Origin of the sequence: Parapedobacter defluvii, assembly GCF_014642075.1 — a bacterium.
GTDB classification, from domain to species: domain Bacteria; phylum Bacteroidota; class Bacteroidia; order Sphingobacteriales; family Sphingobacteriaceae; genus Parapedobacter; species Parapedobacter defluvii.
On the sequence record NZ_BMIK01000014.1, the window covers coordinates 109,708 to 127,758 of the forward strand.

Consider the following 18,051-nt stretch of genomic DNA (forward strand, 5'->3'; position numbering starts at 1 on the left):
ACTACCGCTAATTTTTGAGCGGCCCTTCCGGAATCTCTTCCGATGGTTTCAGCATAACCTGATCCTTCGGTGAGAGTGCGCCGAATACTTCCGTCAGGGTATCCAAGCGGATACCTTCCTTAATGGGAATGCGCTTGATCTCGTGATCGTTCAGCGTGAGGACATACGTTCCTGACTGGGTATTCAGAACACTTTTTCCCGGCACCCAATGCGAGGGATTGCTGCGCTGCAATTTCAATTTGACCTGGGCATAGTCGCCCCCCTGCAATTCGCCGGATGAATTGGTTACGTCAAACTCCAGCGTCAGGGATCGGTCCTGCGGATCGAGCAAACCCGATGTACGCGAAAGCACCGCGTCAAACGTTTTGCCGGGCTGTGAACCTACGGTAAATGTGGCACGCATACCCTGTTTTACAGATGCCGCGTGTTTTTCGGGCAGGGATAACGTTAAACGCAGTTTATTACCCTGCGCCATCCTAAACAAAGGCGTATTGGTTGCTGTTCCGGCCAATGCGCCGACCGACACGTTGCGTTCGGTGATCACGCCGTCAAAGGGCGCGGTAATGCGAAGGTATTGCTGCAACTGCGCGGTCCCGGCCGTGCCCGCTTTCGCGGCATCGTATGCGGATTTTGCACTTTCCATAGCGCTCCGGGCGCGCTCCAGTTCGATGTCTGCCACGGCTCCTGCTGTCTTGGAAGCATCCACCAGCCGCTCATACGCCTGCTTGGCATAGCGGTAGTCGCTGTATACCTTTTGCTCGGCGGATTTATCGGAAAGGTACTGCTGTTCCATTTCCGGGGCTTCCAACACCGCCAGAAGCTGCCCTTTGCGAACGTGGTCACCCCTGTCTACATGCAGCTGCCTGACAAACCCGATGACCTTGGCGTGCACGGCCACCTGTTCATAGGGTTTCAGTTCTGCCGGAACGGCGATCTCGTATTCGGGATTCAGGACCTGCACCGGAGCCGTGGGATAGGTGATCGGCTTCTCTTCCTTTTTCTGCGCCTGCTCCTGCTTGTTTTGGGAGCATGCCGTGAAAATCACAGCCAGCGTTGCCACCAGGGCCAGCCGGATGGTTGATGTCCTATTTCTTGAAATGCGTTGATACATGGTTGGATTGTGTTACGTGTTATGATATTGTTTGTTTTGCGGATTCTTCGGTATAATACCTGCTGTCGTGATCATCCGGATCCAATGACGGGCTGACCAGGGTTGTCCGTGACATGAGTGACGAAAAGAAATGCGGAATCAGCAGCAAAATGGTTACCGTGGAGGCGATCAGTCCGCCGATAACGGCCCTGCCCAAGGGCGCAACCTGCTCGGCTCCGTCACCCAGGCCCATCGCCATCGGCAGCATGCCGGCGAACATGGCTGCGGCGGTCATCAATACCGGCCGCAACCGGGATGACGCAGCCAACCGGGCCGCATTGACGGGTTTCAGCGCCAGGTGCCTGCGGTAATACTCGGCTTGGTTGACCAGCAGGACTGCATTCGACACCGATACTCCCAGCGACATGATGATTCCCATGTACGACTGGAGATTGAGCGTGCTGCCTGTCAGGAAAAGCAGGATCAGACTACCGGCAATGACCGCGGGTAAAACCGACAGGATGATCAGCGGTACTTTGAAAGACTGGTAGTATGCGGATAGCATTAGGAATATTGCCATAATGGCGACACCCAGGCCCGCCAGCAAGCTGTCCAGCGTGTCGTCCAGCAGCTGCAACGTGCCCTCGGTCCATACCGTGGTTCCGCGGGGCGGTTCCCCCACCGCTTTAATGGCCTGTTTCACTGCCCGGGATGCCGTACCCAGGTCCTTTCCGTAGACGTTGGCGACCACCGTTACATAGCGGTTGGGGCCTTTCCGATTTACCTGCGCGGGGGCGGTCACCCTGCGTATCGTCGCAACGTCTTCCAGGACGGGGCGCAGGCTTCCTCTTTTTAAGGGCAGTGACCGCAGTTTTTCCTCAGACGACATGATACCCTCCGGTATCTGCACCTGTACCTGGAATACCAGGCCCGACCGCGGGTCGATCCAAAGGTTCTTGTCCGTGAAGCGGGTAGATGACGTGGCGGTGACCAGGCTCCGGGTGATGTCCTGCATGGTCAGTCCGAACTGCCCGGCCAGGTCGCGGTCAACCTCAATCTCCAGGTTGGGGGAGGCAATGGGTTCGGCGATACGGACATCCCTCAGATAAGGGACTGCTTTCAGGTTGGCTGCAATCTTTGATGCGTGGGCAAAGGCGCCTTTCACTTGGTTTGCACCTACTTTTACTTCAATCGGGGTCATTGCCCCCTGTCCCATGATCTTCTCGGTCAGCTCCATCGGTTCAAAATTGAAGGCAATTTCGGGATGCTTTTCGGCGATCGCTTTCCGGACCTTTTCTTTCAAATCTTCCATGGACCCATCATATACATCCTGATTGACGGATACCTGCAACACCGCCTCATGGGAGGAATTGGTAAAAAGGAAGATGGGATTGATGGGCGACCCGGCGGGGTGCATCCCCACAAATGCCGAAGTGATGTGAATGCCCTTTTCGGGAACTAGCGTCCGGATATCGTCGGTGATGCTCCGAACGATCTGCTCCGTTTTTTCGAGCCTGCTCCCCTGTGTGGCCTGGATGCGGATCTGGAAATCCCCGTTGTTGGAAACCGGCATCACATCGGTGCCGACCACCGTTAGCAGCAGGGCAGCTATACCGCCGGCAACCAGCACATATACGGCGAAAAGCGGGAGCGACTTCGTGGACCATCTGCGCATCCGGTAGGAATAATTGACCCGGAACTTTTCAAAGAAAGCCCGCTTTCGCGGCAAATGGGCCGCTTGGTGAGGCTTGTTTTTCATCATCCAGTTGGCCAGTATCGGCACAAAGGTCTGGGAGGCCAAAAAGGAGGCAACCATGGCGAATGCCACCGCCATCGACAGGGGCATGAACATGTCTTTCGGAATGCCGGTCATGATAAAGGCGGGCGTCAGTACGGCGAGGATACAGAGCAATATCAAGAGTTTGGGAATGGATATCTCCAACAGGGCGTCCACGATGGCCCGCTGTTTGGATTTGCCCATTTCCATGTGCTGGTGGATATTCTCGATTGTTACCGTGGCCTCGTCCACGAGGATGCCGATGGACAGGGCGAGGCCGCTCAACGTCATGATGTTGATGGTCTGTCCGAACAGGTGCAGCGCCGTAACGGCCGAAAGAATGGCGATGGGGATGGTCAGGACAACAATGATGGCACCGCGGGTATCACCCAGAAACAGCAAGATCATCAATCCCGTAAAGACGGCCCCCAGTATTCCCTCGTGGATCAGGTTGGATAGGGAGCGTGAGATATAGGTGGACTGGTCAAATTCATACCGAATGTCCACATCCTCGGGCAGCTGGTTTTTCAGCATCGGAATGGCCGCTTTCAGGTTCTCGACGGCATCCAATGTGGATGCATCGGCCTTTTTGATGATCGGCAGGTACACCGACCGTTTGCCGTTGACGAGTGCATACCCGACGGTCTGATCGGCAGCGTCCTCCACACGTGCCACATCCCCGATGTATACCGTACGGTTGTCACCTGTTTTGACCGGGGTTTTCAGAAACTCTTCCGGACTTTTGGCGATGGAGTTGATGGGAGCCATCAGGTTTTCTTGCCCGATTCGGATGTTTCCGGCGGGTGACGGAAGACTGTTTTGGGTCATGGCCACCGTGATGTCTTCGGGGCTCAGCCCATTGGCCTGCATCGCTTCAGGATCAACATTAATGACGATGGAACGGATGTTGCCGCCAAAGGGTGCGGGTGACGTGATACCGGGAATCTCTGTAAACATGGGCCGTATGCGGGTGATCGCGAGTGTCTGCAGTTCGTTGACCGACCGCTGGTCGCTCTCAAAAACGAGTTGTCCGACGGGAAGCGAACTGCCGTCAAACCGCACCACCATCGGGGGGACGGCTCCTGGCGGCAGGAATCCCATCGCCCTGGAGACCGAAGTGGATACCTCACCGGCGGCCTGTGCCATGTCGGTTCCCGGATAAAAGGTCAGCTTCATGAGGGTCAGGCCCTGCACACTTTTGAAGTCGATGTTCTTCACCCCGCTGACAAACAGCAGCACCTTTTGGAACTCGTTGGCCATAAATCCGTCCATGTAGGCCGGAGAAAGCCCCCCGTAGGGCATGGCGATGTACATGGCCGGTAATTCCACTTCGGGAAAAATATCGACGTTTATCTTTTTTATCGTGTTGTAGGAAAAGAAGGCGATCGCCAGCACCACGACGAGGATGGCAATCGGCTTCCGTAACGCGAATCTGATCAGGTTCATGCGCAAGAATTAAAGATTGTTAAACAGAAAATCGAAATCGGCAGTCAGTTCTGCCTCATACACGAGCAGCATCCAATAGTCGCGCGACGCCTCAATGTGGGCATTCTCCGCCTGTTCCAGCAACGTGCGGATCTGCAGCAGTTCGCTCAGCGCAATCAGGCCGCTTTTGTACCTGGCCAGGTACATGCCGTAAGCCGCCTGGGATTGCCTGACGGCAAGTCTGGTTTTCTGGAGCTGTTCGTATTGCCGATGAATTTTCGCCTGCGATGCGGAAAGGTCGGCCTGCATCTCCTGCTCGTATTGTGCATGGAGCCGTGCCGTACGTTCCGCTTCTTTGTAAAGCGCTTCGCCCCTCAACCGACTGATGTGCAGGCTGCTGATATTCCAGGTGATGCCGATGCCCGCCAGCATATTGTTGGCGCTGTTCTTGAAGCCGTCTTTCCATGCACCCGATACCGTTCCGTTAGGACCAATGCCCGTACCACGATGGGCATAACCGCCCAGCAGGCGGATGGAGGGCCATGCCGACCTTTTTTCTGCTTCACCGCTCAGCCCGTAATACTGGGATTGCTGGTCCAATGCATGCAATATGGGGTGAGCGGAGGAGATCGTATTCTCCCCGGTTGGATAGCCTTCCGCCGGACTACTGAAACGACTGGCGGAAGCGGTATAATCGACGGTATCACCGCCATATAACTCCAACAGTTGAATGAGTGAGGCGATTTTGAAGCCCTGCCATTTATCGTGTTCGCCCATCGCCTGCACGTAGGACGAAGATGCCAGTAGACTGTCTGCTGCCGGGCGTAAACCGGATGCCGCCAGGCCGGACGTGATTTTGCGGATGTCATCGAGGCGTTTGGCATTCTTCGCTGTCCAGTTCAATTTGGCATCGGTATACAACAGGGTAATGTACCGTTCGGATACCGCTTTTTTGAGGTGGAGAACGTAGGCATCTTTTTCGCTGACCGCTTTATGGTACAGGGCACCCGCAGCTTCGCTTTCCTTACGGAGTTTCCCGAACGAAAACAGCTCCCATTCGGCCGTGGCGGAGCCGAAGGTATTGGCCGCCACGGTGCTGCCATCTAAAGGTACGGTCGATCCACTTACGTTAAAGAACCCCGCCTGGGGAAAAAATGCACCGGCGCTCCCCTCGTACGTGCCGTAGGTATGCTGGGCCTGCGCTTTTACCTGCGGGAGCCGGTTGCCTTTTACGGCCTGTTCATGGAGTTTCGCCGCGTCGATTGCCGACAGTTTTGCGCCAACGCCCGGATAGTTCTCTTCGATTTTGGGCCATAAACTGCCCAGTGTATGTGCTTGTTGCTGCTGTGCGCTTACCGGAAACGCGGCAGCAAGGACAAACAAAAGGACGATGTTTGCCCCGATCCGTTTGATCATAATGCGATATCATTTTTGGCAAGCCGCGGGGCGGCCAGCCACAATTAGTTTAAAAATGAAACAATGGGAATTCGGCCTATTGAAGCCTCGCAGTCAATAGGAACAGAAAGATTTCGGGAAGGTATTAAATGAGGAGTCTCCGGTATTGGAGAAAGATGGGTATGGAGGCGGCAATTCTTAGGTTACCGTAAACCGGATGGGTTTGTTCCCCGATAAGCGTAAAACCAAACCCAAAAATAAAGATCGCCGTAAAAAGAAAGATGGGCAACAAACTGTTCGTATGGGTAGATGTTGACAAGAAGATTTTTGTATCCGTGCCTTCCGGGTAGGAACATTGCTCCGCGCTGTTTACAACGGTGATGCTGTTTTTCTTGGTCTGTCCTTGTTCCGTATTCACCGGAATACCCGCCAACGTTTTGATAGCGCTTTTGACCGGACAGGAGGTGAGTAACACAAAAACCACTGCGACGGATACCAAAAGGTTCCTCCGATGATTTTCAAAAATAATTGATACAATCCTGCTCATGAAGCTGCTAAATTAGTTTTATTTATTCATGAACGCAAGAAATCGGTCTAAATTAAAACGTATGAATGACTTAATGGGGCAATTTTTCCCGTATCCGACCATACACCCAGGTTCCTGCAATGGCACTCAACAGCGTCACCCCGACAACGGTGGCACCGGTCCCGATCTGTGCAAAAAGCGGTCCGGGGCAGGCACCCGTCATTGCCCAGCCAAGGCCAAACATCAAACCACCGTAGATCTGCCCTTTGTTGAATGCTTTGGGCGAAATTCTAATAAGTTCGCCATAAATGGTTTTGACGTTAAACTTCTTGATAAGCCAGACGGAAATCATGCCGGTTATCACGGCGCTTCCGATGATACCGTACATGTGAAAGGATTGTAAACGGAACATTTCCTGTATGCGATACCAACTGATCACTTCGGCTTTAACGAACACAATCCCGAAGAATATTCCGACAACCAGGTATTTCAGGTTATGGTACCACTTGTGTTCTAACCGGCTTTCATTGACACATATTGCATCCAGTGAGCGTACGGCTAAATCGGTATTTGCATCGGTATTTTGTAACATGTTATGCGGATTATAGTGAAAGGATCAGCGGTAAGATAAGGTTCGCCATGATGAATCCGCCGATCATAAAACAACCGGTAGCGATCAGGGAAGGTAATTGTAGATTTGATAAACCCATAATGGCGTGTCCGCTTGTGCATCCGCCTGCGTAGCGCGTGCCGAAGCCTACCAAAAAACCGCCGACTACCATCAACAGGAAACCTTTGATGGTAAACAGAGATTGCCAGTTGATGATATCCTGGGGAATTAAACTACGGTAATCGGTAATGCCATACCGGGTCAGTTCTCCGGCTAATTCAGGATTGACCTCCATGGGCGCAGGGTTTGACAGCAGGTTAATAGCGATTGCACCGCCTAAAAATATTCCCAGTACAAAAAACAGGTTCCATACCTCTTTTTTCCAGTCGTACTTAAAGAACGGGATGTTTGCGGGCATGCAAGAAGCACAGATGTGCCGCAATGACGAACTGATGCCGAATGATTTGTTGCCGATGATCAAAAGTATGGGAACGGTCAATCCGATTAACGGCCCTGCTACATACCACGCCCAGGGCTGTTTCAGAAATTCAATCATTTTTATGTTATCGGTTTTCGTGAATTAATCTTTCCAATTGATCATTTCTTGAAATGTCATACTGTTTTTTTGTTTTTCTGAACGGTCGAAAATAGAAGTCCTACCAAAAAGGGCACCGTATAATGTACTGTTCAAAGGCTTTGAGGTAATCGCACACGTACCTGTACTGCAGCCAATGAATTTCCAATACAGGTAACCCGCTGTCGCACCGATAGCTACACCGATGATGGTCAGCAAATGTCTTTTAACGGACCTCTTCATAAATAGTATCTGTTATCTTCTTATCGCTGCGCGGAATGGGTGTGCTGCAACCCGAAACACCGCAGCAACCGATATTCAGTAACGGCATCAGTGAAAACATGCCGCCCAATACAACAAGCAGCCACTCCCCTGCCTGGATACCCTGCACAACAATGAAAATGCCCAGTGCCAACCGCAGTATTCGCATAACGTTCCAATTTCTCAAATAATTCATCATTCCTTATTCTTTTTAGAAGTACTGAAATCAAATGGTAGGTGTCTTTTTCATCGTTGCTGATTTTGATGGATTGCCTGATTGACCTGTTGCCAGCTGCCGCCATTGATTACGTCGTGAAAGCCGTTTTGTTCCAACATGCGTTTTGCCTGCCCGCTGCGGCTACCGCTTCTGCAAAAGACAACAATGCTTTTCTTTCCCTTGAATTTGGACAATTCAGACGGTACGCTGTCCAGCGGAATGTTGACCGCCCCCTCAACGCTTCCCGCCGAAAATTCGGCAGGCGTGCGCACGTCAACCAAAAAAGCACCGTTTTTCAGGACTTCGGTTAATTGACTATTATCTGTTCTTCCGAACAAGTCTGAAAAAAATCCCATAGTTTCTAATTTTGTGTAATCATACAAGATGTCCCGGTACAACCGACCGTTTCGCCATTTGCCGCTAACCATTCCTTCATTCCACCGGAGAAATTCTTTACGTTTCTGAACCCATTTTTAGCAAGAACGGAATAAGCAATTGCTGCACGGTCGCCCGCCTGGCAATGAATAACTACCGGTTTGTCCTTGCTGATTTTATCCAGGTTATCGGGCAGCGTTCCTACAAAGACATGATCTGCCCCCTCCACGTGTCCGGCATCATATTCCGTCGACCCCCGAACGTCCACGATCTGCACATCATCCCTGCCGACGTACGTCTTAAACTCATCCAGCGAAATCACCTCCGCGGTCTGGAGTTTGATACCTAAATCGTTTACACCCGAAATGTACCCGTAGCTGTTATCCAGACCGATGCGCATCAGCTTGCGTGTCAGATCTTCCAGTTGGTTATCATCCGCCACCAGCATAAATTGTTCCTGATAATTCAACAACCAGCCGCACCAGGTTGAAAAAGAATTGTTGCCCTGAATGTTCAGGCTTCCGGGAATAAATCCGTTGGCAAAATCAGTCCTACTACGGGTGTCAATCACCTGAATGCCCTTTTTGTAAGCAGCAAGAAATTGTTCGTTGGATAATTTCGGAAGTTTGGGAACCTCGATCAGCAACGGACGATTCACTTTGTTTAAGTGCTTCATCATCGCAAAATATGTTGGCGGCTCGGGCTGGTCTGCCAACAGATAATCCGTAAAGCCCTGCTCGTCATCGCCGTATTGGAATGCCCAGTTACGGATTTTCTCGTAACCTACCGTACTGCAATGTACTGCCCCCAACGCCTTGCCGCAAGCGGAGCCTGCGCCATGTGCCGACCATACCTGAACATACTCCGGAAGCGCGGTAAACTTTTTCAGCGATTGAAACAGCTGTTTGGCCCCGACCTCCTTGGTGCCGATGAGTCCTGCGGCTTTTTCCAATAAATCCGGGCGGCCTACGTCGCCCACAAATACAAAATCGCCCGTGAATACCATGACGGGGTGATCCGTAGCCGGATGATCGGTCAGCAGAAAACTGATGCTTTCCGGTGTGTGTCCCGGCGTATGCATCACCGTTAGCGACAAGTTACCAACCTTGATCACATCGCCGTCTTTCAGCCCATTGTGTGGAAACTGATATTGCCAGTCGGCACCGCCCTCATCCGAAAGGTACATCGTTGCGCCGGTAACGGCTGCCAGTTCCCTTGAGCCGCAAAGAAAATCGGCGTGGATATGGGTTTCGGTGATGTGCGTAATGCGCAGGTTATTTTGTTCGGCAATTTCCAGGTAAACATCCGTATCCCTTTGGGCATCGATCACGATTGCTTCGCCCGTTGCCTGACAGCCGATGACGTAGCTGCCCTGTGCTAAACTCTTATCATAAACGTGTTGAAAAAACATAGAAATTTATTTTTTGACACTGCAAATCTGCGCTAATTTTTTTTCCCGTACAGCTACTTTGGTTACACAAGAACCGAAAGTTATTTTATTTGTTAAACAAGTCGGTTCAGGATCGATCCATTTTAGTGTAACAGCGTTTCCTTCACGATGATATACATCCCCATAACCAGTACAAACCAGCCAAATGCGGGCTTTAGTTTTTTGCTTGCAATTTTTGTTGAAAGGTAGCTGCCTATGAGCACTCCCAACGCTGCAATAAGTGCAATGCTTACTAAAAAATTCCATTGGACAGCAATGTGGGATAAGGAAAACAAAAAACCCGATAACGAATTAATGGAGATAATAACCAACGATGTCCCCACCGCCGTTTTCATGGGCAGTTTCAATAGGTTGACCAATGCGGGGATGATCAGGAAGCCACCGCCCGCCCCAATCAATCCGGTGACGATGCCTATGAAGACCCCCTGTACAACTAATAAAGAATATTTCAGCTGATTTTCCTGCGTTACATCCTGGTTTACTCTCTTACCTTTTTTTAACATGCTGTATGCGGTAAAGATCATCAGCACGGCAAAAAGCAGCATGAGCAACATGCCTTTCGTAACGGTAACGTTTCCGTGGTTGTAAATCTCCTCTGGAATGGCGGGCAGGAGGTATTCCCTCGTTAGAAATATGGCAGCGATGGATGGGATACCGAAAACAATGGCTGTCCGGATATTTACCAGTCCCTTTTTGAAATAGGACAGCGATCCAACGACACTCGTTGCGCCAACGATAAATAGCGAGTAGGCGGTCGCCAGCACGGCATCCATACTGAATAGATACACCAGGACCGGAACGGTGAGAATGCTGCCGCCCCCGCCGATCAGTCCTAACGAAATACCGATAAAAATTGAAGCTGAATAACCCGCTATATCCATGGATTTTCGAAATTGACATTGCAAAATTGCATCAATTCAAAAACCTGCACAGTTACTTTGGTTACATAAGGGTGATTTTGTTCCTTCCCAACCGGAGGGTCCCGTTCTCTTCCAACTGTTTTAACAGCCGTGAAACCACCACACGGGCGGTTCCCAGTTCGTTGGCTAACTGTTCGTGGGTAATGTTCAATATGTTGTTCCCCGTTAATTCTCTTTTTTTCAGTAGCAGGCCCAACAATCGTTCATCTACTTTTTTGAATGTAATGGCATTGATGATTTCCAGCAGTTCTTCAAACCGCTTGTGATACAGCCGGAAAATATAATCCAGCCATTGCGGGTATTCCTTGATAAACAACGATACCTTTTCCATTGGCAGGAAAAGGATTTCAGCGTCTTCTTCCACCTCGGCCCTGACCTTGCTGGTTTCATTGTGCATGCCTCCTAAAAAGGACATGATGCAACTTTCACCGGCTTTGATGTAATACAGCAGGATTTCCCTGCCGTCCTCTTCCATACGAAGGACTTTCAGCGTTCCCTTGGTAACAATGGGAATGGAACGGATGGAGGCATTTTCATTCAGGATCACACTTCCTGCTTCGTACTTTTTCTTAATACTGTATTGATTGAGCTTCTCCACCAGTTCAGGCGAGGATTTAAATTCCGTTATTTGTTCAAGTGCTTCCATTACATCAAATGTTTGCTAAAAATACCGAAACACTCCTTTGCGAACAACTGTATATGCGCGGTTTATAAAACCCCGGCATATTCAAATAAGATTGCGCCGTCTTACCTGACATAATTGCTGATAAAATCTGATAATTTTTTTCCGTGCAAATTGATCGCAATTATAGTCCCCTGTTCATCCATCAAAATGTTAAACGGCAACTCCTCAATCCTGTAATCTTTTGCTACCGGACTTTTCCAAAACATCAAATCACTCACCTGTATCCAGTCGATTTTAAAACGATCGATAGCCTTTACCCAGTTCTCTTTGCTTTTGTCCAGCGATACACCCACTATTTCAAACTTCCCTGGGTTGGCTTTTTGATATTTATCATACAGGACTTTCAGTTCAGGCTGTTCTTCCACGCAAGGGGCACACCACGTCGCCCAAAAGTCTATTAACACCAGTTTTCCCTGTAAGGAAGAAAGCGAAAATGGGGTACCATCGGGCTGGGGCAACGAAATTTCCGGCGCAGGCTGCCCGATTTCCAATGGAGTATTTTGTGCAAAAAGATGACTTGCAAACAACGTTGTCAAAAAGAAGCATACGATCCTTCTCATGCTATTCATTTATGGGATAGTCTTTATCCAGCCAGTCAACCTTGATGTTTTTCCGCAGGTTGAGCAGCTTGGCATTTTTGAACCCCATTTCCTTTAATAGGTTAAATGCGGGCCTGACATTGGGGCATCTATCAAAAGGGCAACATCCGCAATAGATAACCACCTCTTTGTCCTTTGGAACCTTTTTGAGGTAGCCCTTCATTTTGTCAATATTCTCCGCCTCCTGCGCGGGCCCCATATCCACGGAACCCTTTATGAGCGCATCGGGTCCTATCGTTAAAATCAGCAGGTTAGCTGTTTGGTTTTTGTTTATCCGGTTAGCAAGGTTTTCCGGCTCCATCAATTGGTTGCTGTTCCACGGCTCCTGCTGTTGCTGCGCACGCATTTCGGAACACAACATCAACATCGCGGCAAATAGGAGAATGAAGTATCGCATATCGTCTTTCGTTTTTACAAAGATACGAATGCCCTCCCACCTATTCAATAACACCATTGAATAAACCTCATTCCGCGTCAAATAGTAAACCGGGTGAAGGCTTCCCTCCGTTCGCCTAATACCGGAAAATACGAAATAAAAATTCACTCACTCCATTCACTTAATTGCACCAAATGCCGCGAAACACAGGTTTTTATGCAATATCTCCATGTACCTGAATCCCATCTTTTCCAATAATTTCAGTTGGTAATTGAGGGTTCGCGGACTGTCCTCTTTCTCAATGTAACCAAAGACGGTATCCCGATAGGTTTCGCCTTTTAAGTCTACTAAATGCTTTCCGTAACGTTCCTGGAAAATCAACCGTTGAATGGCCGGTGTCTCCTGCGCGATAAAATCGGAGATCCATAAGCTGCCGCCCGGTTTTAATAAGCGGTACAATTTTGAGAATACCATTTCCCAATCGCGGTCGTCGCGCAAATGATGTAAAACAGCCGCGGCCATAATGGTGCAGTAACTGCCTTCCGGTAATTGGGCCGTACGGATATCGTCCTGTACAAATTGGTTCTGCCCATCATTTACCCGGGTGATGCGTTCTTTTGCGCGTGCCAACATGGGACCGCTTAAGTCGAGCAACGTGCAATCCAATGGCTTTTTCTTGGACAATAGCCTGAGCGTATAATTTCCAGCGCCGCAGCCAATGTCTAAAACGGTTTTTACGTCCGGAGAATGCGCCAGGATGCTATCCACAACGAGCTCCATACTGTAAGAAGCATCGATGGCGGTCGGCTGGCCCGTTTCCAGGTTGGAATAGAGTTCCACATTCTGGTCAAAGCGTGCAGCAATTTCCGCTAAGGTCGATTTGTTCGAATAATTGTCCATTGTGTAGTTTTTTAATGTATACAGGCAAAAATAGCGGGATTAACCATATCCTGAAAATACTATTATTTACAATAATTAATACCTTTGAGGTATTATGGAATTACGACATCTCCTTTATTTTAAAACGGTGGCAGAAGTTTTGCACTTTACGAAAGCAGCCGAAAAGCTTCATATCTCACAACCTCCTTTAACCCGGCAGATCAAAGAATTAGAAAGTGAATTGGGCGTACAACTATTTATACGGAATAACAAACGCGTAGAATTAACGGATGCCGGACGCTATTTTTTGGAAGCAAGCGAATCACTGATCCGGCAACTGGAGCGGAGTAAGCAGCTGGTCAGGCAGATTCACGACTCCGTTAGCGGCGAATTCCGAATCGGCTACATCAGTTCTACCTCGCAGGTCTTTTTAGCCCGTATTTTGCAGAAGTTAAAAGATAAATTCCCGTTGTTAAAGACCCGGTTATACGAACTGGCCACCACCAAACAAATAAAGGCGTTGGAAGAGGGCAAATTGGACGTCGGGATTTTGCGGGCCCCGGTCTCTTCCATACAATTGGAGGTAACCTCGCTCTGGCAGGATGAATTTTCACTGGTTTATCCGGCTCACCGGAAATTGGCATGCACTCCCGATGAGTTGGCGAACCAGGCCTTTATCTCTTATAATCGTACTTACGCCCCGTACTACCATGCGCAATTTTTGGCTTGCTGCCAGCGCCTGGGTTTTAAACCGGATGTTGTACATGAATGCAATAACATGCATTCCATGCTGCGCTTGGTTGAAAACGGCTTAGGGATCGCCATCGTGCCTACTTCCATACAACGGCAATATCCTTTCTTAGCATTGGCATTCAAAAGGCTAACGGATATTCCTGTTCATACAGAAATTGTGATGGCACATCATTCAAACACCCAGCATCCGGCATTGAATGACTTTAAGTTGTGGTGTAAATCGTATGCTGAGTAGCCGGTAATTTCGTGTGTGACAGCAACTCATACCACACGATAAATCTTGACGTCAGGCTCTCCCTTTAAGTAAGGCCTCAGCGACGTCACGACATCTTGGTTGAACAGGTCGCTCATCAGGTATTCCTGAGCACTTTCCACGCTATCAAACCCATGTAACACCTGGACGTCTTCCGTGTGTACCAACAGCTCTTTGGACAACGCTCCTTTAATGGCCCGGCAGCACCCGCCAAGTCAATGCCATCAATCCGTAGGGTGATTGCTGAATATGCCTTTGACATACTTACGTAAACTTTACTTACTATCAAGATCTTAGCCACGGCCATGCCAATCAATGGGCAGAACGGAAAACGATTGCCGAAAAATACCATCTTTTTTCGCATCTGTCCAATAAAGAGTGAAAACTAAAAAGAGAACTTCGTGCCGTGGAATGCTCCGTACATCCGGTTGTATCACACGTTAATTATTTGGTATTACAGAAGATTTAGAATTTACATGAGCATGAAAGATGAAACATTGTGCCTCCATGCGGGATATTCGCCGCAGAATAGTGAGCCAAGGGTTGTACCGATCATACAGAGCACAACTTATGTGTATAACAACATGGAAGAGGTAGGAGCTGTATTCGATGACCCCACAAAGAGTATTATCTATTCAAGGTTTGCCAACCCGACGGTCATGGCGGTTGAACAAAAAATAGCCGCACTGGAGGGCGGACTGGCTGCGATGTGTACCACCTCGGGACAGGCGGCTGTCCTTATTGCTATCCTCAACCTGTGTAAAGCCGGAGACAGCTTTGTCAGTCCAATACAAATTTATGGCGGAGCGACTAATCTGTTTGCCCATACCCTTAACAAACTGGGCATTGAATGTATTTTTGTGGATTGTAATGCGGACGAAGAAACCTTGAACAAAGCTTTTAAACACAACACCAAAGCGGTTTTCGGAGAAACACTTTCTAACCCGTCATTAGCGGTTTTGGATATAGAAAAATTTGCGGAGGTTGCCCACACGCATCATGTTCCACTTATTATAGACAATACATTTGCTACCCCGGTATTGTGCAAACCTATCGAATTTGGTGCAGATATCGTTGTACACTCTACTTCAAAATATATGGACGGCCACGCTGTACAGGTTGGTGGCGTAATCGTTGACAGTGGCAGGTTCAATTGGCAAAACGGTAACTTCCCCGATATGACTAATCCCGATGTTACCTATCACGGCATTTCCTACACTGAAAGCTACGGAGCCAGTGCCTACATTATTAAAGCGAGGATGCAACTAATGCGGGATTATGGTGTATACCCTGCTGCGCATTCTGCATTTCTATTGAACTTAGGGCTTGAAACCTTATCTATCCGAATGGAAAGATATTGTCAGAATGCATTGAAAGTAGCTGAATACCTAAACGCCTCTGACAAGATACAGACGGTAACCTATCCGGGTTTAGCTTCGGACAAATATTATGAAATGGCGAAGAAATACCTAAAAGGCAGCAGTGGTGTTATCTCCTGCGAGCTAAAGGGTGACAGGGGAAATGCCATTAAGTTTATCAATGCGTTGAAACTGGCATCTATCGAGGTACACGTAGCCGATATACGCACTTCGGTCTTGCACCCGGCATCCACCACGCATAGACAATTAACTGCGGAGCAACTTGCCGAAGCTGGGATCAGTGATAGTCTGGTGCGGATATCTGTCGGACTTGAACACATAGACGATATCCTGGAAGATATCGGGCAGGCATTGGAAAGTGTATCCTGACAAACAACAAGAGGTTGCCCTTTTGACAATACCTTGTTATTAAAAGTGTTAAATCGTATGTCGCCTTTTGCACTCAAATACATAATTATCAATAAGTTATAAAATAAACAAGAACAGAATAACGCAGAAAAACGCAACGAAAAGTTAGGTTTGTTGTACCAAATGTTGTACCTTTGTATCAGGTTGCCCGCTTTGAAATAGCTGATTTATAATAGGTTTCATCGTTTTGCACTCGATTGTTTTTTTTTAGTACAACAAATATAATACTTTTTCTTATGGCTTCAATAAAATTAGTGCTTCGGACAAATCAGGAAGATAAAACAGGTCATAGCCCTTTATACATAAGGGTTATAAAGGATAGGAAAGCCAAATTTGTAGCAACAGGCGTAAAGCTGAAACGTACCGAATGGGACGATGATAAGCAGAAGATAAAGAAGAACCACGCCAATAGTGCAAGAATGAACGCTTTTCTTGCCCAGAAGATTGCCGATGCAGAGGGAACAGTTGCCGACCACGAACGCAAAAGAAAATCCGTATCAGCCCGAAAACTCAAAGAAGCAATAAAAGGTAAGGATATGGCAAACTTCTTTGAATATGCTTACAGCCGTTGCGAGCGTATCAAAGGAACGGTATCGGTTGCCACTTACAGGAACTACAAACAGTATGTAACCAAGTTTGAAAAATTTATCGGGCACAGGGAAATATACTTTGATGATATTACCGTTACGATGTTGAAAGATTACATCAATCATATGTCCAATAATTTGAAGAACGGAGCAACTACGGTACATTATTCTTTGCTGATTTTATCCGTAATGTTTCGTGATGCTCAAAGGGAAGATATTATAGGCGAACATATTTATCCATTCTCAAAAGTTCGTGTCAAACGTGATAAAGGAAAACGTTTATTTCTGAACAAAGAGCAGGTAGAAAAGCTACGCAATTTTAAAATCGAATACACAGGAAAGGACGAAGTATTTAGGGATATGTTCATTTTTTCGGTGTATGCAGGTGGCTTGCGTTTTAGTGATGTAGTAAGCTTGAAATGGGAACATTACAACAAGAAAGAGCAACGCATTACAAAGACCATTCGCAAAACAGGAAGAAACCACAATTTTAAAATCGGTCAGATTGCAATTGACATTTTAAACAAATACAAAACCGAAATTTCATTACCGAGTGATTTTGTTTTTCCAATAATTGAAGATGTAGAAAGGTTTGATGCCGATACCGATTATCAGGCGTATATCATCAATGCAAAAAATATTCTATGCGGTCAGAAATTACGTAGATTAGGTAAGGATATGGAATTGCCGTTTACGCTATCATTCCATTTAAGCCGTCATACATTCGCTACCAATGCTTTAAATAATGGTATGCGGATAGAATATGTTTCAAAGCTGTTAGACCATTCAGACATTGGTATTACGCAGATTTACGCCAAAGTGATTAGCGAGGAATTGGATAAAGCAGTAGATATGTACATTAATTAACAAGATAGATTGAATAAATTTGCCATTCAAATGATGAAACAATGGAGGAAACGATCGACCCAGACTATAACCCTAAATTTATGTTGAAAGCAATTGAGCTTTCAGAAATTGCATACGAAAGTGGTAAAGGGCTTCCTATTGGTTGCGTGATTGTCAGAAATGGCGAAATTATCGGAGAGGGACATAATGAAATATTTGAGCGGGTCAATCCTACATCACACGGCGAAATGGTTGCTATTGAAAGGGCTTGCAGGAACATCAATAATCTTCAATTGTCTGAATGTCAAATGTACACTACGCTAGAGCCCTGCCCTATGTGTTTAGGTGCTATTTATTGGGCAAAAATCAATAAAGTGTATTACGCAAATACCAATGCCGATGCTTCCAAAGTTGGATTTGATGACACATTTATATTTGATGAATTGCGAAAAAATGCCAATGAACGTAAGATTAATTTCTTATACGTTCCCGATAAAAGTGCAATGACCATTTTGGAAGAATGGAAATCCAAAGACTTAACATCTGCCCAGCCGTGGAATGATAAGTAATGCTAATCAATCTTGGTGTAAGCGGTAATTAAGAGTGCAGAGTTTTTGGCAATTAGGAATACACAGTTTTCGGCAACAATGAATGCAGAACAATGGC

At 47.6% G+C, this 18,051-nt stretch carries 20 protein-coding genes; 4 read left to right on the forward strand and 16 right to left on the reverse strand.

Going from position 1 to position 18,051, the window contains the following annotated elements; genetic code table 11:
* Window positions 1–7: 7 nt before the first annotated feature.
* From IEX60_RS17690 to IEX60_RS17760, 15 genes are all read right to left on the reverse strand, one after another.
* Window positions 8–1,111: an efflux RND transporter periplasmic adaptor subunit gene (locus IEX60_RS17690; RefSeq protein ID WP_188752740.1), complete on the reverse strand. Its 1,104-nt coding sequence runs from the start codon at window positions 1,109–1,111 to the stop codon at window positions 8–10.
* Window positions 1,112–1,130: 19 nt separating this feature from the next.
* Window positions 1,131–4,313 carry an efflux RND transporter permease subunit gene (locus IEX60_RS17695; protein ID WP_188752741.1) on the reverse strand — a complete coding sequence of 1,061 codons (3,183 nt, stop codon included), beginning with the start codon at window positions 4,311–4,313 and terminating at the stop codon, window positions 1,131–1,133.
* 9 nt (window positions 4,314–4,322) lie between these two features.
* Window positions 4,323–5,708, reverse strand: a complete 1,386-nt coding sequence (locus IEX60_RS17700) for a TolC family protein (protein WP_188752742.1) — start codon at window positions 5,706–5,708, stop codon at window positions 4,323–4,325.
* Window positions 5,709–5,832: 124 nt separating this feature from the next.
* Entirely contained in the window at window positions 5,833–6,234 is a 402-nt protein-coding gene (locus IEX60_RS17705) for a hypothetical protein (protein ID WP_188752743.1), read from the reverse strand.
* 70 nt (window positions 6,235–6,304) lie between these two features.
* On the reverse strand, window positions 6,305–6,805 hold the full coding sequence (locus tag IEX60_RS17710; RefSeq protein WP_188752744.1) for a DUF6691 family protein: 501 nt from the start codon (window positions 6,803–6,805) through the stop codon (window positions 6,305–6,307).
* 10 nt (window positions 6,806–6,815) lie between these two features.
* On the reverse strand, window positions 6,816–7,379 hold the full coding sequence (locus tag IEX60_RS17715; RefSeq protein WP_188752745.1) for a YeeE/YedE family protein: 564 nt from the start codon (window positions 7,377–7,379) through the stop codon (window positions 6,816–6,818).
* A gap of 24 nt (window positions 7,380–7,403) precedes the next feature.
* Window positions 7,404–7,640 carry a DUF6132 family protein gene (locus IEX60_RS17720; protein WP_188752746.1) on the reverse strand — a complete coding sequence of 79 codons (237 nt, stop codon included), beginning with the start codon at window positions 7,638–7,640 and terminating at the stop codon, window positions 7,404–7,406.
* Window positions 7,624–7,857 carry a hypothetical protein gene (locus tag IEX60_RS17725; RefSeq protein WP_188752747.1) on the reverse strand — a complete coding sequence of 78 codons (234 nt, stop codon included), beginning with the start codon at window positions 7,855–7,857 and terminating at the stop codon, window positions 7,624–7,626. The genes IEX60_RS17720 and IEX60_RS17725 overlap by 17 nt, the downstream gene beginning before the upstream one ends.
* A gap of 47 nt (window positions 7,858–7,904) precedes the next feature.
* Window positions 7,905–8,231, reverse strand: coding sequence for a rhodanese-like domain-containing protein (locus IEX60_RS17730; protein WP_188752748.1), 327 nt, complete (start codon window positions 8,229–8,231; stop codon window positions 7,905–7,907).
* 5 nt (window positions 8,232–8,236) lie between these two features.
* Complete coding sequence (locus IEX60_RS17735) at window positions 8,237–9,661, reverse strand: MBL fold metallo-hydrolase (RefSeq protein WP_188752749.1); 1,425 nt, start codon at window positions 9,659–9,661, stop codon at window positions 8,237–8,239.
* Between the two features lie 122 nt (window positions 9,662–9,783).
* A complete protein-coding gene (locus IEX60_RS17740; RefSeq protein WP_188752750.1) occupies window positions 9,784–10,581 on the reverse strand; it encodes a sulfite exporter TauE/SafE family protein in 798 nt (265 codons plus the stop codon).
* Between the two features lie 61 nt (window positions 10,582–10,642).
* Window positions 10,643–11,266 (reverse strand): Crp/Fnr family transcriptional regulator, encoded by a 624-nt coding sequence (locus IEX60_RS17745; RefSeq protein ID WP_188752751.1) that lies wholly within the window; start codon window positions 11,264–11,266, stop codon window positions 10,643–10,645.
* A 101-nt stretch (window positions 11,267–11,367) separates the two neighbouring features.
* The gene (locus tag IEX60_RS17750) at window positions 11,368–11,865 is read right to left on the reverse strand and encodes a TlpA family protein disulfide reductase (protein ID WP_188752752.1); all 498 of its coding nucleotides are present in this window, start codon (window positions 11,863–11,865) and stop codon (window positions 11,368–11,370) included.
* Between the two features lies 1 nt (window position 11,866).
* Window positions 11,867–12,301: a rhodanese-like domain-containing protein gene (locus IEX60_RS17755; RefSeq protein ID WP_188752753.1), complete on the reverse strand. Its 435-nt coding sequence runs from the start codon at window positions 12,299–12,301 to the stop codon at window positions 11,867–11,869.
* Window positions 12,302–12,457: 156 nt separating this feature from the next.
* Window positions 12,458–13,180 (reverse strand): class I SAM-dependent methyltransferase, encoded by a 723-nt coding sequence (locus IEX60_RS17760; RefSeq protein WP_188752754.1) that lies wholly within the window; start codon window positions 13,178–13,180, stop codon window positions 12,458–12,460.
* A 94-nt stretch (window positions 13,181–13,274) separates the two neighbouring features.
* Between IEX60_RS17760 and IEX60_RS17765 the strand changes: the two genes are divergently transcribed.
* Window positions 13,275–14,147, forward strand: coding sequence for a LysR family transcriptional regulator (locus tag IEX60_RS17765; protein ID WP_188752755.1), 873 nt, complete (start codon window positions 13,275–13,277; stop codon window positions 14,145–14,147).
* Window positions 14,148–14,173: 26 nt separating this feature from the next.
* Here IEX60_RS17765 and IEX60_RS17770 read toward each other — a convergent pair whose 3' ends face one another.
* The gene (locus IEX60_RS17770; protein ID WP_229717626.1) at window positions 14,174–14,347 is read right to left on the reverse strand and encodes a hypothetical protein; all 174 of its coding nucleotides are present in this window, start codon (window positions 14,345–14,347) and stop codon (window positions 14,174–14,176) included.
* A gap of 300 nt (window positions 14,348–14,647) precedes the next feature.
* Between IEX60_RS17770 and IEX60_RS17775 the strand changes: the two genes are divergently transcribed.
* The 3 genes from IEX60_RS17775 (at window position 14,648) to IEX60_RS17785 (ending at window position 17,954) form a co-directional block, all read left to right on the forward strand.
* Complete coding sequence (locus IEX60_RS17775; RefSeq protein ID WP_188752756.1) at window positions 14,648–15,913, forward strand: O-acetylhomoserine aminocarboxypropyltransferase/cysteine synthase family protein; 1,266 nt, start codon at window positions 14,648–14,650, stop codon at window positions 15,911–15,913.
* A 275-nt stretch (window positions 15,914–16,188) separates the two neighbouring features.
* Window positions 16,189–17,406, forward strand: a complete 1,218-nt coding sequence (locus IEX60_RS17780) for a site-specific integrase (RefSeq protein ID WP_188752757.1) — start codon at window positions 16,189–16,191, stop codon at window positions 17,404–17,406.
* A gap of 41 nt (window positions 17,407–17,447) precedes the next feature.
* Window positions 17,448–17,954 (forward strand): nucleoside deaminase, encoded by a 507-nt coding sequence (locus IEX60_RS17785; protein ID WP_188752758.1) that lies wholly within the window; start codon window positions 17,448–17,450, stop codon window positions 17,952–17,954.
* Window positions 17,955–18,051: the final 97 nt, after the last annotated feature.

Excerpts from the sequence above, each read along its gene's own strand:
- IEX60_RS17690 (WP_188752740.1), bottom strand. The coding sequence starts at position 1,111 with ATGTATCAACGCATTTCAAGAAATAGGACATCAACCATCCGGCTGGCC.
- IEX60_RS17745 (WP_188752751.1), bottom strand. The coding sequence starts at position 11,266 with ATGGAAGCACTTGAACAAATAACGGAATTTAAATCCTCGCCTGAACTG.
- IEX60_RS17710 (WP_188752744.1), bottom strand. The coding sequence starts at position 6,805 with ATGTTACAAAATACCGATGCAAATACCGATTTAGCCGTACGCTCACTG.
- IEX60_RS17780 (WP_188752757.1), top strand. The coding sequence starts at position 16,189 with ATGGCTTCAATAAAATTAGTGCTTCGGACAAATCAGGAAGATAAAACA.
- IEX60_RS17760 (WP_188752754.1), bottom strand. The coding sequence starts at position 13,180 with ATGGACAATTATTCGAACAAATCGACCTTAGCGGAAATTGCTGCACGC.
- IEX60_RS17715 (WP_188752745.1), bottom strand. The coding sequence starts at position 7,379 with ATGATTGAATTTCTGAAACAGCCCTGGGCGTGGTATGTAGCAGGGCCG.
- IEX60_RS17755 (WP_188752753.1), bottom strand. The coding sequence starts at position 12,301 with ATGCGATACTTCATTCTCCTATTTGCCGCGATGTTGATGTTGTGTTCC.
- IEX60_RS17775 (WP_188752756.1), top strand. The coding sequence starts at position 14,648 with ATGAAAGATGAAACATTGTGCCTCCATGCGGGATATTCGCCGCAGAAT.
- IEX60_RS17700 (WP_188752742.1), bottom strand. The coding sequence starts at position 5,708 with ATGATCAAACGGATCGGGGCAAACATCGTCCTTTTGTTTGTCCTTGCT.
- IEX60_RS17730 (WP_188752748.1), bottom strand. The coding sequence starts at position 8,231 with ATGGGATTTTTTTCAGACTTGTTCGGAAGAACAGATAATAGTCAATTA.
- IEX60_RS17725 (WP_188752747.1), bottom strand. The coding sequence starts at position 7,857 with ATGATGAATTATTTGAGAAATTGGAACGTTATGCGAATACTGCGGTTG.
- IEX60_RS17765 (WP_188752755.1), top strand. The coding sequence starts at position 13,275 with ATGGAATTACGACATCTCCTTTATTTTAAAACGGTGGCAGAAGTTTTG.
- IEX60_RS17735 (WP_188752749.1), bottom strand. The coding sequence starts at position 9,661 with ATGTTTTTTCAACACGTTTATGATAAGAGTTTAGCACAGGGCAGCTAC.
- IEX60_RS17740 (WP_188752750.1), bottom strand. The coding sequence starts at position 10,581 with ATGGATATAGCGGGTTATTCAGCTTCAATTTTTATCGGTATTTCGTTA.
- IEX60_RS17720 (WP_188752746.1), bottom strand. The coding sequence starts at position 7,640 with ATGAAGAGGTCCGTTAAAAGACATTTGCTGACCATCATCGGTGTAGCT.
- IEX60_RS17750 (WP_188752752.1), bottom strand. The coding sequence starts at position 11,865 with ATGAGAAGGATCGTATGCTTCTTTTTGACAACGTTGTTTGCAAGTCAT.
- IEX60_RS17705 (WP_188752743.1), bottom strand. The coding sequence starts at position 6,234 with ATGAGCAGGATTGTATCAATTATTTTTGAAAATCATCGGAGGAACCTT.
- IEX60_RS17695 (WP_188752741.1), bottom strand. The coding sequence starts at position 4,313 with ATGAACCTGATCAGATTCGCGTTACGGAAGCCGATTGCCATCCTCGTC.
- IEX60_RS17785 (WP_188752758.1), top strand. The coding sequence starts at position 17,448 with ATGGAGGAAACGATCGACCCAGACTATAACCCTAAATTTATGTTGAAA.